Here is a 16,554-nt window from a genome sequence, read left to right on the forward strand (position 1 = left end):
AAAAAAAAAAAAAAATGTTTTGTTGGTGACCTCCCACACAAAACCGCCCCTCTTCCCCCACCCCTTTATTTGATTATCATTATCGACAAGTCTTCAGGCAATATTTGCCAATCTAAAAAATCATGTCAAACTCAGTTAAGACAAGTAAGGGATTGTTAAACGACAACGAAAACCGAATGTTAAGTTAATCGTTGCAGCTTTTCCTGAAAAACAGCGAAGCACTGACCAATTTTTCTTCCAAGCTTCTTCTAAAAGCCCCTTGACAACTGCCAAAGAGCCTTAACTTGTGACAAATGAGGTGACTCAAGCTAGCTGGAAACAGGCTCAAAAATTCAAGTCAATTATTAGTAATTCAAATTTACTACAATTTCATCAGCTACTTCAAAGATTTGAAATTTTTCTCCCTCGCATATCACAAGTGATTGAACAAACTCAAAGACGAATTTTCAATTCGGAGAAAGTACCTGCTCCCGAAAAAATTGTCAGTATATTTGAATCTTATATAGATATAATATTTCGAGGTAAAATCAATGTAGATGTCGAGTTTGGACATAAAGTTTTGTTAGATGAAATTGACGGTGGAATTGTCAGCAATTATCAAATTTTAAAGGGTAATCCTCACGATACTCAACAATTAGTCCCAAGTCTTGACCAACATATAGAAAATTTTGGTTTATCGCCAAAAATAGTGACTACAGACAGAGGTGTTTACTCTCAAACAAACGAAAATTATGCTCAATTATTAGGAGTCAAAGAAGTCATCTTACCCAAGGGTGGTTATCGAAGTAAAGAACGAATCAAGCATGAAAGAAAAAGAAATTTTAAAAAATCTCGTCGTTGGCATAATGGAGTAGAAGGACGTATCAGTTTTTTGAAACGATGTTTTGGCTTACAACGTTGTTTATATAGAGGAAAGTTAGGATTTTGTCGTTGGATTGGCTGGGGAGTTATTGCTCATAATTTAACTATTATTAGTCGAAAAACTCTCAAAAAGGAAATAAATTATCACATTTTTATTTGAACTTATTATCAATAAAACTTGAGTTTAATCAAATCTTACACTATCAGAAATAGTCGGTAAAATACTTGAAATGAGCTTTGCTCTCATAATATATGGCAGATGTAACTATTTATTCATTAACAAAGTTTTATATCTGATTTGTTCAGCAGTTTCGCACTCCTGACTAGTCTAAACTCCAGGAGTAAGATTAGCCTTCTTTTATCACTTTCGCCAAAGTATAATTAAGGGCGATCGCTTACTTCACAAATAACAATTACCTCGAAGGTTCTGAACACGGGGGTTGAGCCCAATAATCTGCGTAGCGTCTACTGGTACTTCAACTAAAATAGACTGAGGGTTAGAGTTGTAACAGGCATCCATAATTTCGGACAAATTGCTCAAGTCAGGTTTTACCCGATAGCCATCCCAACCGTGGGCTTTTGCAGCTGCGACAAAATCAATACTTGGCAGATGAGAATGGTAACGTTTGCTATCAAGTCCTGGAATAATCGACGGCGCACCTTGTTCAATTATTCCGTAGGAGCTGTTATTAATGATGAATAAACGTAAGCCAAGCTGACTTGCATCAGCGATTGCACCTCCATACAAGCGCCAACAGCCATCACCAGAAAAGACAAAGGTATGCACCCCCGGATTAGCAAGCTTTGCGCCACAACCAAGTCCAAAAGCACCACCCATCGCCGAGCCATGATACATTGAGTAAAACTTAATATTCGGGTTGCGGCGTTGCATAAGATACGGCCGGTCTTTGTAGGTCATGCAAATATCATCAAAACCAATGCTATTGGGTTGCCAGTAATGCTCCAATTGTTCGTAGAAGGATACTAAGTCCACAGTACCTGGATGTACTGTACGAGAAATGGTGCGAGTGTTGAGGCTTTGGCGATCAAGCATTGAGGAATCTTGATACTCGACTTTTGGCAGTCGGTTTAACACTTCCTGAAGGACGAGAGCAATATCACCACGCACTTTTCGGTACTCAAAAGCCACGCGATGCTGAAAATTTCCGTTTTGATGACCATAAGGACTCTTGAAAGTAGTCAAATGCCATACATATCCCGCCCGTATTTGTTCGCAATTAAGAACATATTCATAAGGGTCAAACCCGATCGCAATCACCACATCATCCGCATTTATACTTTTCCAAAGCTCTAGCGCCCGGTCGTTACCACCAAACATAATATGACCGTATCCATAGGGATTCGTTTCACTAACAGCATTGGCACCATTGACAGACCATACAATCGGCGATGACAACCGAGACGATAGCTCGTCGATAAGGCTGCTGCAAAGCTCATATCTTGCTGCTTCTTCACCAACATACAAAATGATTCGCTTGGATGGTGGAATTTGAGCGAGTTGGCTGACCAATGCATCAATATCCGAGCAATTGATTTCGGTTTTTGGCAGCACAGCAGAGAAGGATAGTAAATTAATATCTACATCTTGCGAAAGGATGTCTGGATGAAATGCGATGACTACTGGTCGTGACTCGCTCAAAATCTTTTGAACCATCCATAATTTTTCTTCAATGGCACTCAAGCGATCAATAATCACGCAACCATCACCCAACTCTGCTTGCAATTGAGGAATCAAGTTCATTCCATATTCGGAAACATCCTGTAAAGGTGCTTTACCATGCACTTGAGTTGAGTTTAAAGCTACGAGATATACTGCTGGTATATTATGCAGTTTCGCCTCAGTTAAACCACACAAACCTAGTTTTGTTGCCGCTCCGGTTGTCAAAATTGTTGCCGCAGGGATACCTGTTGCCAAATAATGACCAAGGGGAACGAAACCAGCAATATATTCGTTTATCGTCAACATTCGTGACATTTCGTCACAAAGCTGGTCAAGATGATTAACTGGCAATAGATGTTGTGCAACCTTAATTACGCCACCACCGTTGACACCAGCATAATGCTTGATTCCCCATCGTCGAAGAATTTCGATTAAAGCAAAATTGCAAGATACTAATTTGCTAGAACTATTCTTTAAAGGTGATTTTGTTGTAAGTAACATAGCTGAACTTTGTACTGCTAAATTTCAAGTGATAAGTAAAAATAACTTTGTCAGGTTTTCAAATAAGGTGACTTAGCACGCGAAAATGCCACTAATTACGATTTAGATAGTCAGCATTTTATTAGTTGATAATCCTGATAGTAAAAGTTTATTTCAATCTCTACAAATTACTATTTAAATAGTAAACTACTAAATTAGAATAATTATAAAATAGCTCTGAATTATTTAACTAAAAACATGAAATACCCTTAAAGTTACAAACATATTTATTATTTCTTTAACGTGTATTTACGGATAAAGTAATTATGGCATTGAGCCGACATACCTTACTCTCCCAAATACCAACATTTGGGTGAAAGTTTGTATTTGAGAGAGTACTTCCACAACTCATTTAGAACTGCTCTATATACAAGTAAGCATTCACGACCGATTTCTGATTGCTGTAAGAATTGAAGTGATTGGACTTCGAGGGAGAAATTGACTTATATTACTTAGACGAAACTGGATTAAAGAAATGAGCAAACTTCATGCTGTTTGTGGAACAATAAATTTTCTTGTCAATTTTATTTTTGAAACAAAATTTTTAAAATTTCGGCTTGAGGTAAATCAGGAAAATTACTTAAAAACAGTTTTTCTTACTTTCCGTAAATCCCGTAATGTTTTAGAAATGAAGGTAAAGTAAAATTTAAGCATTTGAAAGAAGTAAAGAGTGCCATGTCAATTAGAGTGCAGCCCAGCCAGCTAATAAAAATATCTCTTTTTACTCTTACTCATTTGTATTTACATAGTGTTGTTTAGTTCCACTCCCGTTATCATATTTAGCTATTCGCAGATAAAAAGTATTACTTTTGTCTGAAAACTGCTTAGATTGGGGGTTTTAGATTATCCAATAATCAAGTATCTCCCAACTTGGAGATAATCGCTAAAATCTTTTCCAAAGCAAGCATTTCAATTTTTTCTTCAGAGAATGACACCCATACGCTTATTAAATTTAGAAGGGATTTTTCCGCAATGCACAGTCCAGTAGGTATTCGCTCACTCTCAGTAAGTTTTCCCAGTATAATTCGCACAAATAATTATTATAAAGAAAATTATCCTAAGTTGATTGCTCAAGCTGAGCAAAAAAGCTTGGCAAGGTTGTTTTCGCCTGCTAAATCCACTCCGAGTAACGAGTTTGAATTGGAGATGATGCCATATTTGTCAGATCCATTTCGCGGTACTGTTGAGCGACGAGTACTTGCTCCAGACGAGTCTTCGCTAACGCTAGAATATCGTGCAGCAAAGGATGCCTTAGAAGCAGCAAAGCTTGCCCCCAATGATGTAGACCTCTTAATCGTCTCCTCGTTCTTACCGGAACAAATCGGGTTTGGAAATGCCGCCTTCCTTGCTCGTCAACTGGGACTGGGGCTGCAAAGTGGTGCATGGAATCTCGATGCAACTTGTGCCAGTACCCCAGTTGCGCTGCAAACTGCCTGTGCTTTAGTACAAGCCGGAGCGTATCGCAATGTGCTGGTAGTTATTTCGTGTACCTATTCTCGCTTTTTCGATGAGGATGATACTCTCTCATGGTTTTTTAGCGACGGTGCTGGAGCTTTCGTGGTCAGTCCACTACAACTCAATCAGGGCATCTTAGGCACAAAGACAGTTAATACCAGCGTGCTATGCGACCAATTCTTTTTTAAAGCTACAGAGGATGAGCAGGGCAATACCCTACTCCGGATGCAGGTGACTAAAGGCACCAATAAGGTAATTAGTGAAACAGCTACAGAGCTTCTTACTATATGTTGTGAAGGTGCTGTCAATGCTGCTGGTGTAACTTTAGATGAAATCGACTTTTTCATTTTCAATACACCCACCGCTTGGTTTGCAAACTTTTGTATACGTGTACTGGGCATTAACCCAGAGCAGACCATAGATGTTTACCCTCTCTATGCCAACATTGGGCCAGCACTGACTGTAGCAAATTTATATCATGCTGCACAGATGGGTAAGATTCGCGAAAATGATTTAGTGCTGGTTTATGGTTTTGGTGCAGCAAGTAGCGCCTCTGCAAGTGTGATGCGCTGGGGTGATGTGACACTAGGTCTTACTTCACTTAATGAACCTAAATTAACAACTTAGTTATATGACATTATGCTAACTCCCAGAAGGAATGGTATTCCTTTTAAAAGTGGCGGTTTCATCTGAAGATTGAGCTTAATTTTTTATCTAGCACATTCTCCGTAAGGGGTTCCTTTTAAGTTATAAGAATATGAAGATAAGTACTTTCAATAGACCGAAAACTTCCGCGTTCGCTTGATTTTTATGTCATGTTTAAACTAAATTATTATTAAAAATAAAGGTTTTGAATTATAGAAAGATTGCGTCAGTTTCGGTAATTTTTTTAACACTGTTTCACTTTCATCTGGATAACAAGTGTATAAATTATTCATGCATAGATGCAGGGATAAAAGGGCTTGCCGTCGGCAAGCCCTTTTATCTCTTAACGAGAATAATTATCATTATTTTATCCTATCTCTTATTTTTTTGGGAATAATTTGTTCTTTGGAAACCCCTAAAAGGGAATAATATTTTTACGCTCAATCACCAATCGCTCAGAAGATAGATATGGCTAGACTCTCGGGTTATCAATTTCTTGAACAAATCTATTCTGGCACTAAAACTCTGGTATACCGGGGTATTAAAGAATCAGATAATAAACCAGTTGTAATTAAACTATTACGACACAAATATCCCAGCTTCAACGAACTTGTACAGTTTCGTAATCAATATACCATTGCTAAAAATATCGACCTTCCTGGTGTAATCAAAACTTATAGCTTGGAACCTTACGAGAACAGTTATGCACTGGTGATGGAAGATTTTGGGGGAATTTCCCTCAAAGATTGGCAAGTGGAGAAAAGCCCTAATTTTCTCAATGAGTTTTTTCATATAACTAAACAAATTGTTACAATTCTCGAAGGACTGTATCGCAACTGGGTAATTCATAAAGATATCAAACCCGCCAATATTTTAATTAACCCAATTACAAAACAAATAAAACTCATTGACTTTAGTATCGCTTCTCTACTTCCGAGAGAAACACAAATCCTCAAGTGTCCTAACGTCTTAGAAGGAACCCTTGCTTATATCCCTCCCGAACAAACGGGACGCATGAACAGGGGTATTGACTGGCGTAGTGATTTTTACTCTTTAGGTATCACTCTGTTTGAACTGCTTACCGGACAATTACCCTTTACAAGTGATGACCTAATGGAATTGGTGTACTGTCATTTAGCAAAACAACCTCCTTCGGTTCACAGTATAAATCCTGATATTCCTTCCATTCTTTCTGACATTATCGCCAAGCTAATGGCGAAAAATGCAGAAGACCGTTATCAAAGTGCTTTGGGGTTGAAGTATGACTTAGAAGCCTGCTGGCAGACATATAAAAAAACCGGAAAATTTGCATCTTTTGAGTTAGGAACTAGAGATATCTCTGACCGTTTTGCCATTCCTGAAAAACTCTATGGTCGTGAAACCGAAGTTGAAACTCTTCTGGCTGCCTTTGACCGCGTAGCAGGAGGAAATCGTGAAATGATGTTGGTAGCGGGTTTCTCTGGGATTGGTAAAACCGCTGTTGTCAATGAAGTTCATAAACCTATTGTGCAGCAGCGAGGTTATTTTATCAAAGGCAAATATGACCAATTTCAACGCAATATTCCTTTTTTCGCATTTGTGCAGGCTTTCCGCGATTTAATGGAACAATTATTAAGTGAAAGCAATACTCAACTCCAGGCATGGAAAAGCAAAATTTTAGCAGTATTGGGAGAACAAGGTCAGGTAATTATTGAGGTAATTCCTGAACTTGAAAGAATTATTGATAAACAGCCTCCTGTTGCTGAACTTTCTGGCAGTGCAATCACGAATCGCTTTAATTTACTATTTCAAAAATTTTTGCAAGTTTTTACAGCAAAAGAACATCCTTTAGTAATTTTCCTCGATGACTTACAATGGGCAGATTCAGCATCTTTGAAGTTAATACAATTGCTGATGTGTGAAAGTGAGACACAACATTTATTACTAATGGGTGCCTATCGAGATAATGAAGTATTTCCTGTCCATCCACTGATGTTGACATTAGAGGAAATTTCTAAAGAGAAGGCAGAAGTTAATGCAGTCACACTTAAACCATTATCTGAAAATCACTTAACCCAACTAGTTGCTGATACCCTAAATTGTTCTCCATATAATGCCTTGGCGCTAACAAAACTAATTTATAAAAAAACTAAGGGGAATCCTTTCTTTAGTAATCAACTTTTCAAGTCATTCTATGAAGATGGATTAATTGTTTTTAACTTTGACAAACGTTATTGGCAGTGTAAAGTTTATAAAATAAAAGAATTAACGCTTTGCAATGATGTAGTAAACTTCATGGCAATTCAGTTACAAAAACTTCCAATTCCTACCCAAGAAGTTATTAAAATAGCAGCTTGTATCGGCAACCAATTTGATTTAGCTACTCTTGCTATTGTCAATAAAAAATCTCAAGCCGAAACTGCTGCTGAATTATGGAAAGCATTGCAAGAAGAACTTGTAATTCCCAAAAATGAAGTTTATAAGTTTTTTCAAGATGAGGCGGAACTGGGGACTAGGATGCTGGAAGAAAATGGACAATCTTCCCAATCCCCAATCTATAAATTTCTCCATGACCGCGTACAGCAAGCAGCTTATTTTCTCATCCCTGAAGACGAGAAAAAGTCTACACACTTAAGCATTGGTCAACTTTTATTAAATAATACACCCACAGATGAACAGGAAGAGAGAATTTTTGATATTGTTAATCAGTTGAATTATGGTGTGGAGTTAATTGACAGTCAGGAACAACTAAATGAACTAGCGCAGTTGAATTTAAATGCTGGACGCAAAGCAAGAACCTCTACTGCTTATACGGCTGCAAGTAAATATTTCAGTTTAGGAATCGGAATTCTTGCAGCAGATAGTTGGCAGAAGCAGTATTCTCTCACCTTGGCTTTACATGAGGAAGCTTGTGATGCAGCTTACCTCTGTGGTGACTTTGAAAAGATGGAGGAATTAGCAGAAAAAGTTATTAATTTAGGAGAAACCCTTCTAGATAAAGTCAGAGTTTATGAAATTAAAATTCAAGCTTGTATCGTACAAAATAAACTTATAGAAGGCTTAACAATAGCTTTTAATGTTCTCAAATTTATCGAGATTAAATTTCCAGAAGCACCAACTCAGTACGATATTGAACAAGCATTTCAAGCAACATCAAAACAATTAATTAAGAAACAAGTTGCAGATTTAATTAATCTGCCAGAAATGACCGACCTGAAGATTTTAGCAGCCATGCGTATCTTATCAAGTACGTTTTCTGCTGCCTATCTCGGTTGTCCCGCATTTGTGCCTTTAATTACCTTGAAGATGGTTGATTTATCGATTCAGCATGGTAATACAGGACTATCGGCAAATGGTTATTGTACTTATGGTTTTCTTTTATGCACTATAGTAAATAACATCGATGTCGGTTATGAATTTGCACAACTGTCTCTAAATGTATTGTCCAAAACCAATGCCACCTCACAGCAAGCTCAAACTTTACTTCTTTATAACAGCCTGGTCGGCCATTGGAAAAATCATGCACGAAACTTCTTAAGACCGTTGCAAGAAGTTTATCAAATCGGATTAGAAACTGGTGATTTAGAATTTGCCGCCTATGCATTACATAATTACTCTTTTGGTTGCTATTTAACCGGTAAAGAATTAACAGGACTTGAGCGCGAAATGGCAGTATATTGTGAAACACTCAAGCGCCTGAAACAAAAAACTGGACTCGGGTATGTCCAAATTTGGCAGCAGACAGTTTTGAATTTGACCAATCCAAATCAAGAACTATGTTGTTTAATTGGCGAAGTTTATGATGAACGAATCATGTTGTCGGTTCATGAAGCCATGAATGATATAACGGCAATAGGCATGGTATATTTCAATAAATTTACGCTCAATTATTTATTTGGTAATTTACCATTGGCGTTGGAATATTCACTAGAAGCCGAAAAATATCTGCCTGCCTTAATGGGTTTGTTAATTTACCCTGCTTTTTATTTTTATGATTCCCTGGTGAAGTTGGCAGTATATTCTGATGCGGCATCACTGGAGCAGAATCATATTTTAGAAAAGGTAAATTATAATCAGGATAAAATGCAACATTGGGCAAATCATGCCCCAATGAATTTTCTGCATAAATATTACCTTGTTGAGGCAGAACGGCATCGAATTTTGGGTGATAAAGTGATGGCGATGGACTATTACGACAAAGCCATTTCTCTTGCCAAGGTAAATGAATATATTCAGGAAGAAGCGCTCGCTAACGAACTCGCAGCCAGATTTTATCTCGAATGGGATAAACAAACTATTGCCCAAACCTACATAATTAATGCCTATTACTGCTATGCGCGATGGGGAGCATTAGCCAAGGTAAATGATCTAGAAAAACACTATCCCCAATTACTAGCTCTCATCCAACACCGGGAAAAATTTTACTTCAATTCTAAAGAAACTATCTTTTTTAAGAGTAGTACTGAGAAAAATACTATCAGCAGTATAAAACTTGCAGAATCATTAGATTTGAACAGTTTTATAAGAGCTTCTCAAGCCATCAGCAGTGAAATCCAACTTGATAAATTGCTCATCAATTTAATGCAAGTTGTAATTGAAAATGCTGGCGCATCTAAAGCTGTTCTCATTATGCCCAAGTATGGTAACTGGATAATTGAAGCTATTGGCTTTGCTGCAAACACAATCACAAAAGTATTGCAATCAATTCCAATTGAAGAAAGCCAAGATATTCCAGTTAATTTAATTAACTATGTCTCCCGTACTCAAGAGTACATCATTTTCAATGATGCGGTTGCAGACATGAATAATTTAAATGACCCTTATATTTTTGGACAACAACCGAAAAGCTTATTGTGTAACCCGATTCTCAATCAAGGGAAGTTGATTGCTATTTTATATTTAGAAAATAATCTGACTGTAGGAGCATTTACCGATGATAGACTACAAGTCCTCAACTTACTTTGCTCCCAAGCTGCAATTTCTTTAGAAAACGCCAACCTCTATCAACAAGCACAAGAATACGCCCAACAAGCTCAAGATTATGCCCAACAACTAGAAGGCTCGCTTGAAGACCTCAAAAACGCACAATTGCAACTAATACAGAATGAAAAAATGTCCGCCTTGGGAAATTTAGTAGCAGGTATAGCACATGAAATCAACAATCCAATTGGTTCTCTCGTTGGGAATTTACAACCTGCACGCGAGTACGTACAAGATTTGTTAAAACTAATTGACTTATATCAAGACTATTATCCTAACCCAGTAAGAGAAATTGTAGAAGAAATTCAAGCTATAGACTTGGAGTATGTGCGGTGCGACTTGTCTAAATTAATTTCTTCGATGCACCAAGCTACCGTTCGCATTTACGATTTGAGTATTAGTTTACGTACTTTCTCTAGGGCTGATACTCATAAAAAAATACCTTTCAATATCCATGAGGGTATTGACAGCACCCTAATGATTCTCAAACACCGTTTAAAAGCATCAGAGACTCGTCCTGCAATTGAAGTTGTCAAATACTATGATGATTTACCGCAAATTCAGTGTTTTCCTGGACCACTAAATCAAGTGTTTATGAACTTGCTTGCCAATGCCATTGATGCATTGGATGAATCAAATGCTGGACGCAGTTTTCATGAAATCGAGGCTAATCGTAATCTGATAACAGTAACCATTAAGATAAATGATAATAAAAAGCAGGTTATGATTAGCATTCAGGACAATGGAGTGGGGATGTCAGAAGAAGTTAGAGCTAAAATATTTGACCATTTATTTACTACCAAAGCTGTAGGTAAAGGAACTGGATTGGGACTGGCGATCGCTTATCAAATTGTAGTAGAAAAACACGGCGGAACAATTGAGGTAAATTCTACACCAGGGCAAGGGGCTGCTTTTGTAATATCCATCCCTGTTGAGTAGTTAGGGGAGAGGTCTTATCTTTAATAAGGGACTTCCAAGAAATAAAATATACAGGGCGTTGCATAATGGAGTATGAATTAGTGGGTACTTGAATATGAATTGTCCAAGTTGTGATTCCAGGCATATATGTAAGAAGGGAAAAAAAGTGGTAAACAGAATTACATACAGCAGATTGCGGGTAAATGAGGTACAATAATTGGTGCATTAATTACGACAATGAAAGCTTACTCCATCGACTTCCGGTCAAAAATTGTTGAAGCCTACGAGCAAAGGGACACTTCAATCAGAAAAGTAGCTCAAAGATTTGATGTCAGCAAGAGTTTTGTACAAAAACTGCTTGAGATAAAGAAAACTTAAGGTAATTTGGAACCAAAACAGCAGGGTGGAACCATGAAAAGCGAGTTGAATGGATACTCTACTCAGCTTGCTGATATGGTTGAAAAATATCCTGACGCAACCTTAACAGAATACTGCAAATATTGGGGACAAATGTATGGTCAATGGGTTAGTACTAGTACCATATGCCGTGAATTAAAAAAGCAACAGTTAACACTAAAAAAAGACTAAAATGCAGCCAAGCTGCGACAGAAAGAATCCAGAAATTGCGATACGAGTATTGGGAGAAAGTCAAAGAAATAGATCCAGAAAACCTTGTGTTTTTGGATGAAATGGGTGTCCTGCTTGGGCTAACAAGAACTAACGCTCGAAGTCCTCATGGAACCAGAGCTTATGATTTAAAACCGTTTTACCGATAGCGCAGCGTTAGCGAGTCATCGAGCGTCGGAGCAAAAATTACGGTTATTGGAGCAGTAAGCCTAAAAGAAGTTTTAGCAGTAATGACTTTAAATGGTTCTATGGACTCTAACGTATTTGAAGTTTTTATCAAAGAATGCTTACTTCCAAAACTATGGTCGGGTGCAGTTGTTGTTATGGATAATGTTCCAGCCCATAAAAAAGCTTCAATTGAAACCCTGATTCAATCAGTTGGCGCAAGTGTTTTGAATTTGTCTCCCTACTCTCCTGATTTTAATCCCATTGAACATTGGTGGTCACAACTAAAAGCTTTTTTACGTCAGTTTTCTCCTAAAACAACAAAAATGGTCGATACATTAATTGCGATCGCACTCGATTTGTTCAATCCTAGACATTTAAGAAACTGGTTTGCAAACTGCTGCTACTGTACCTCATAAACCTGCAATCTGCTGTATGTGTTAGCTGTAGTCGCCAGTTTATTGATAACTACGAACCTTCAAGAACTTGCAATAATCAGATAAAGGAAGAATGCTTAAAAATGTATCTCAATGGTATGGGTTTCAGGGGCATTGAACGTGGTCATTGCGGGTTCATCATACTAACCTAAGTTGGGGGTTATAAAATTATGAATACTTCGTGACCATTGATTGAAACAAATGCAGATGAAAAATTGGCGGTGGCGCTATGGGCGACCGGAAATTAGAGTTAAGCTAAGATCAGAGCATTAAATCATTTTAAGGTATTAAAATTAACTGATTAAATAAATGCTTTTTGGAGAGTAAATGCCAAAAAAAATGCTTGGAGTTTCAGTAAAAACCTTGGCAAAGTACAAGCATGAATCGATTTAGGGAAATCAGTTGTGATCTCACTAAACACAGTTTCGATGTAATGCCGAGTAATCCCTCTCTTGTCACTTTCAGCAGAGAATAATCTGTAACCCTCGTCCAGATAGGATTTTAACTGTAGAGCTTTGTTTGAAGGTTTCTATTAGTTTGCGATCGCTAATCTTCCCACTAAATCGAGGTTTCATGATTTAGCCCCAATTTTTATTTCCCCAGAGTGACAAAAGCGGTTGACGGACGAGGCTATGTCCGCAATGGATGAAAGAAACCAATAGATATCTCCGAAAAAAGTTTATATTAAAATTGTATCTTGAAAGTTTTGACCGCTCCCTCAATGGTGTACTTCGCCCGTATAAAAGCGTGGTTCTAGGTTGTGACGGCAATGGCATTGGTGAAGCGCTTAGACGCTATCCCGTTTAGAAGACTGTATAATTCCGTCAACCTGGGTCAGGGCACACTCTCAATTTTGAGAAAATTTGAGACTAGGAGAACCAACATGGCGAAAAAACGGCAATCTCCCAATCAAGCATCTAAGCTAGATCCGATTCACCCAAATGCTGCTGGTATTGATATTGGTGCTCAAAATCATTAGGTATGTGTGCCATCAGGACGTGCCAACGAATGTGTGAGACGTTTTGGTTGTTACACGGCTGATTTGTACGCGATCGCTGATTGGTTAAGTGAGTCTGGGGTTGAGACTGTGGCAATGGAATCAACAGGTGTGTACTGGATTCCATTGTTTCAAATTCTGGAGACTCGTGGCTTTGAAGTTAAACTTGTTAATGCCCATCATGTCAAAACTCTACCTGGTCGCAAAACAGATGTTTTAGACTGTCAATGGCTGCAACAGTTGCACAGTTATGGATTATTATCAGGTTCTTTTCGCCCAGAAGATGAAATTTGTGTTTTGCGTAGCTACATTCGCCAACGCGATAGTCTCTTCAATTGTGCCAGTGTACATATCCAACGGATGCAGAAAGCTTTAACTCAAATGAACATACAACTGCATCAAGCAGTAAGTGATATTACAGATACTACGGGCATGACAATTATACGTGCTATTGTCGGCGGGGAACATGACCCACAAGTACTTGCAGCTAAAAAACATCATCGCGTTAAAAGTAGTGAAGCGGAGATTGCAGCTGCGCTTAATGGTGATTACCGAAAAGAACATTTGTTTGTCTTGCAACAAGAGTTACATCTCTATGATGTCTACCAATCCCAAATCGCTGAATGTGACCGCCAGATTGAGGATTGCTTAAGTCAATTTAACGACAAAATTGATATTTCCCAGTTTCCCCTTTCTCCACCCAAGCATATTCGCCACAAACCTCAAGGTAATGAGCCTAACTTTGATTTGCGTACTCATCTTTAATCATGGCCCAAAAAAGAGTCAGGAATAAAGACCTGGCCGAAGGTATCGGCATCACCGAAACTTCTGTTTACAGGTTACGGAAAACTGATACCATGCCTCGGATGTCACCTGAGCGGCTAAACGATATTTGTCAATTTCTTGATTGTCAACCTGGAGACTTACTGATTTATATCCCAGATAACGATGCGGAGAAGGCGGAAAAAAATCAACAGAAACTAAGTAAGGGAATCACTATAGCAAAACACCAACTTCCTAAAACTGATAAAGAAGTAACTGAGGATATTGCAGCATAAAGCGATCGCCCGCCGCCAAGCAACGCGATCGCCTGCTCAATCCGTTGACTACAAAGTGAGCTTATTATGATGCTGACACATTTTTGTGCAAACACCCTTCAGTATCTTCTCGGTTCACTTTGGTTAAACTGCAACACCCCAACTTTCAAGCATTTACCATAGTGAGCAAGAAATATGCTGACACTAGACACAGAAGAGACAACAGCACTTGATTACGGCAACCTCAATGCCAGCATTCAGGAAACCTTCACCGCCATCGATAGGTTCGAGTGCTTCGCGGTAGATGAAATCCTTCTGATGAGGGAACAGCAGCTTTACCTGCAAGCTGGATATAAAAACTTTTCAGAATACTGCCAGCGTGAGTTATACGCCTGGGGTGGATACCGACGAATCAACCAATTGCTAGGAGCTAAAAATGGTCATAGACGCAGTTGGCGAGTTGGGGGGACACATCAAAAATGAGCGTCAGGCTCGTCCATTACTTCGCTTAGTCAAGGAACCAGAGAAACTTAAAGCTGCTGTATCCCTGGCTCTGAAAGATAACTCTTCTCCTAGTGAATCAGACTTTGCGGCTGCGGCAAATATTGTGGTTCCTCAACTTCCACGCAAAAAACATATTGTTCAGGAACCAATGGTTCCCAAAATTCAAAAACCAGTGGTTCCTCAAAAAGCTATTGTAACAGTTTCACAACAGTCCCATCCAAGATATGGAGAAGAGGGAACCATTGAGGCAGACGCACCGAATTGCTGGCAACAGATTGTCACCTTTGCTGATGATGAGAGACTGCTGATCAACAATGCTGATTTAGATGCCGCCAGCGTTCCCTTTCCCAGAGAGCGCACTTACCCCGCAGAATATACGGAAGCGATCGCTGCTATTGAAGAACGCCATAAACAAGAGTTAGAGCAACTTTCCCAAGAATTGAGAATTGGTTTGCAAGCAGAAGCAGGGGCTAGGGCCGAAGCCCAGGTACAAGAGCAAATCCAATCTCTGCAAAACTTGTACAAGCAGCAGAAAGAGCAAAATATTCAGTTACAGCAACGTTTCTCGGAGATGGAGGGGTTACGGAAACTGGAAATTGAAAATCAACAACTCCAGCACCGCATTCAGGAATTAGAACACGCTGTACAACAGCATCCGGTTCAGCAGTGGGGAAATACCATGACCCAGCAAGCGACCAAAGTTTTAAACAAACAGGTAAAACTTGCACTAGAGCAAACAATTGATCTGCGATCGCTAGCGCAGGAACCCCCCAAAGAGAATGCCCAAGAATGTCTCCGGCTCATGGGTATGGCGTTGAAGAATCGTTGCCAGTGCCATGAACAATACCCAAGCGCTTGAAGCTGCGGCGATAATTCTGGGGAGTGAACCTACACACTGTGCGTTCGCTTATTTTGAAAGTCGAAGCGGAATTAAAGGCTTAATGCAAAAGGAAAACGGCTACTTTTAAGTAAATCATTACTTGTAAGTACAATTTATGACCATCATAGAAGGCTCTCAGAGACGATTATTTAAGGCACAGGGATAGGATAAATCATAAAATGGCAAAAGCTCTATGCAAAACAAAAATGCCTGAATCCATTGAATCGCCTGAATTACACGCACTGTAAGGCTTAATTAAATCTTGTATATCAAAAATGAGCGAACGTACAGTACACAATCCGCGATCGCTGAAAGAGCCGAGCAATTGGAAATGTTGCCCCAAGCGGTTAGTGATATTCGGCGGGTGCTAGCTGCCTCGCATCACAGTGGGGGAAATTTCCGTGCGTCAACAAAAACAGGAGATTGTAGAATGACCGCAACTATTACCAGACCCAAGCCCAAAAAGGCTGCTGCCGCTAAACCACAATCACCATATAAAAGGCTTCATGTGATTATCCCGATTGAAGATATGTTATGGGTGCGATTCGTTCACTCGAAATGAATAAAAATATTCAGGGATGGGTGACATTTGAGAGATAACAGGAAATTCGCGTGAGGAGGAGACGGCTCACGCTCCCTTGAGGGTCGCGTCGCCTCAGACTGTTCAAGGCGTGTCAGAGAATGAGGAAGACTCGCCTACGGCGAATGACTGTACATCGCTAACGCTTGTGGATGTTGCACAAAGTAATCCTGCTTCTTCGTTGTCAGGAGAAAACCAGGATTGTGTTGAACCGAAAGACTGTCATGTTCGCGTAGCGTCTCGTAGAGAAGGCACTGATTCCGCCGCG

Annotated in this window: 9 protein-coding genes and 2 pseudogenes; 10 read left to right on the forward strand and 1 reads right to left on the reverse strand. The window is 39.1% G+C overall.

Annotation, left to right across the window (positions count from 1 at the left end; all coding sequences use genetic code 11):
* Positions 1-295 precede the first annotated feature (295 nt).
* Positions 296-1,021 (forward strand): annotated as a pseudogene (locus ACFE90_RS22385) (transposase); the annotation flags it as partial.
* Between the two features lie 240 nt (positions 1,022-1,261).
* Here ACFE90_RS22385 and ACFE90_RS22390 read toward each other — a convergent pair.
* On the reverse strand, positions 1,262-3,043 hold the full coding sequence (locus tag ACFE90_RS22390; protein ID WP_375504426.1) for a thiamine pyrophosphate-dependent enzyme: 1,782 nt from the start codon (positions 3,041-3,043) through the stop codon (positions 1,262-1,264).
* Between the two features lie 1,011 nt (positions 3,044-4,054).
* Here ACFE90_RS22390 and ACFE90_RS22395 point away from each other — a divergent pair.
* From ACFE90_RS22395 to ACFE90_RS22435, 9 genes and pseudogenes are all read left to right on the forward strand, one after another.
* Positions 4,055-5,164: a 3-oxoacyl-ACP synthase III family protein gene (locus ACFE90_RS22395; protein ID WP_375504428.1), complete on the forward strand. Its 1,110-nt coding sequence runs from the start codon at positions 4,055-4,057 to the stop codon at positions 5,162-5,164.
* 486 nt (positions 5,165-5,650) lie between these two features.
* On the forward strand, positions 5,651-11,080 hold the full coding sequence (locus ACFE90_RS22400) for an AAA family ATPase (RefSeq protein ID WP_375504430.1): 5,430 nt from the start codon (positions 5,651-5,653) through the stop codon (positions 11,078-11,080).
* A 363-nt stretch (positions 11,081-11,443) separates the two neighbouring features.
* Complete coding sequence (locus tag ACFE90_RS22405; protein ID WP_375504432.1) at positions 11,444-11,647, forward strand: hypothetical protein; 204 nt, start codon at positions 11,444-11,446, stop codon at positions 11,645-11,647.
* A 212-nt stretch (positions 11,648-11,859) separates the two neighbouring features.
* Positions 11,860-12,270 (forward strand): annotated as a pseudogene (locus ACFE90_RS22410) (transposase); the annotation flags it as partial.
* 1,003 nt (positions 12,271-13,273) lie between these two features.
* Positions 13,274-14,050 carry an IS110 family transposase gene (locus tag ACFE90_RS22415; protein WP_375504434.1) on the forward strand — a complete coding sequence of 259 codons (777 nt, stop codon included), beginning with the start codon at positions 13,274-13,276 and terminating at the stop codon, positions 14,048-14,050.
* 2 nt (positions 14,051-14,052) lie between these two features.
* Positions 14,053-14,343 (forward strand): helix-turn-helix domain-containing protein, encoded by a 291-nt coding sequence (locus tag ACFE90_RS22420; protein WP_375504437.1) that lies wholly within the window; start codon positions 14,053-14,055, stop codon positions 14,341-14,343.
* 174 nt (positions 14,344-14,517) lie between these two features.
* Positions 14,518-14,805, forward strand: coding sequence for a hypothetical protein (locus ACFE90_RS22425; RefSeq protein WP_375504439.1), 288 nt, complete (start codon positions 14,518-14,520; stop codon positions 14,803-14,805).
* Positions 14,759-15,685, forward strand: coding sequence for a hypothetical protein (locus tag ACFE90_RS22430; protein ID WP_375504441.1), 927 nt, complete (start codon positions 14,759-14,761; stop codon positions 15,683-15,685). Before ACFE90_RS22425 ends, ACFE90_RS22430 begins: the two co-directional genes overlap by 47 nt.
* A 283-nt stretch (positions 15,686-15,968) precedes the next feature.
* Positions 15,969-16,268: a hypothetical protein gene (locus ACFE90_RS22435; RefSeq protein WP_375504443.1), complete on the forward strand. Its 300-nt coding sequence runs from the start codon at positions 15,969-15,971 to the stop codon at positions 16,266-16,268.
* The last annotated feature ends 286 nt before the right edge of the window (positions 16,269-16,554 follow it).

The sequence above is a fragment of the uncultured Nostoc sp. genome (assembly GCF_964245445.1).
Lineage (GTDB): Bacteria > Cyanobacteriota > Cyanobacteriia > Cyanobacteriales > Nostocaceae > Nostoc.

What these genes read in the sequence shown, in the direction of transcription:
- ACFE90_RS22390 (WP_375504426.1), bottom strand. Translation starts at nt 3,043, where the DNA reads ATGTTACTTACAACAAAATCACCTTTAAAGAATAGTTCTAGCAAATTA.
- ACFE90_RS22395 (WP_375504428.1), top strand. Translation starts at nt 4,055, where the DNA reads ATGCACAGTCCAGTAGGTATTCGCTCACTCTCAGTAAGTTTTCCCAGT.
- ACFE90_RS22400 (WP_375504430.1), top strand. Translation starts at nt 5,651, where the DNA reads ATGGCTAGACTCTCGGGTTATCAATTTCTTGAACAAATCTATTCTGGC.
- ACFE90_RS22420 (WP_375504437.1), top strand. Translation starts at nt 14,053, where the DNA reads ATGGCCCAAAAAAGAGTCAGGAATAAAGACCTGGCCGAAGGTATCGGC.
- ACFE90_RS22425 (WP_375504439.1), top strand. Translation starts at nt 14,518, where the DNA reads ATGCTGACACTAGACACAGAAGAGACAACAGCACTTGATTACGGCAAC.
- ACFE90_RS22430 (WP_375504441.1), top strand. Translation starts at nt 14,759, where the DNA reads ATGGTCATAGACGCAGTTGGCGAGTTGGGGGGACACATCAAAAATGAG.